Source organism: Acinetobacter sp. AR2-3 (assembly GCF_001878775.1).
Taxonomy (GTDB): domain Bacteria; phylum Pseudomonadota; class Gammaproteobacteria; order Pseudomonadales; family Moraxellaceae; genus Acinetobacter; species Acinetobacter lwoffii_D.
The window spans coordinates 1-973 of record NZ_MJIQ01000007.1 but is presented as its reverse complement, the minus strand read 5'-3'; the positions used below and the strand labels follow the sequence as shown (position 1 = coordinate 973).

At 33.4% G+C, this 973-nt stretch carries 1 tRNA gene; it reads left to right on the top strand.

Annotated elements, in window-relative coordinates:
• Window positions 1-380: 380 nt before the first annotated feature.
• Window positions 381-466: transfer RNA gene (locus tag BFN00_RS00380), tRNA-Leu, on the top strand.
• Window positions 467-973: the final 507 nt, after the last annotated feature.

Below are 973 nucleotides of genomic sequence, written 5' to 3'. Positions count from 1 at the left end.
CATCATATTAAAGCAAGGCAAATGCCTTGCTTTTTTATTGCCTGAAATTTAAGGTCGGTTTTTTAGTACCAGATTTTTGCTGTCATGGTTGATGAACATCAATGCGTTCTGGATTTAAATTCTCCAGCGAATAATCATGTAAGGGCAGGGCTTTAGTAAATTTCATTGTATTGCTGCAATAATTCATGCGATCTCTATATTCAATAATTGAAATGTCATATGGATCAGTCCCATAGTGTCTATCAATGTTATATGTTGGTCTAAATAGATCGGTATTTAATCAATAGTGAATTAACTGATTAATTTTTGATATAAAAGCATTTAGCTTTCTATAGAACTACTTGTGAATCAGGTCTGATCGCTATAATATACACAGTCATGGGGATATGGCGGAATTGGTAGACGCACTGTGTTCAGGTCGCAGCGCCTTCTGGGCGTGAGAGTTCGAGTCTCTCTATCCCCACCATCATATTAAAGCAAGGCAAGTGCCTTGCTTTTTTATTGTCTGAAATTTGGTAAAGCTGTTGTTATTTATGCTGTGTTGTATTCTGCATTCCATGCACAACTTCAAAAATAATTTATGAATAAGAGTTTCAGTATTCTGAATGCCCATGCTGATCAAGATTAGAAGGTCATTTGAGTTTTAATTTGAAATATTGGAATTGAATCGAAATGATTAAAAACAACGAATCGACAGTCATATCCTAAAATGAATCAAATTTTCGGCATATATTTTATAAAAAATTAAAAATAGAACTAACTGTTTATTTTATAGCGGAATAGATTGTGATTGCTTGTAAAATCGCTTGTCAATGCCGGTCTATCTCTATAATATACACAGCCACTGTCTCTTATACACATCTCCGAGCCCACGAGACAAAAAAAAAAAACAAATTACATATTTTTTTTCTAGCAATTTTCTGTTTACCATCCAATAGAACCATTCTCAATACTACTTCTTATTCTTCTTCTT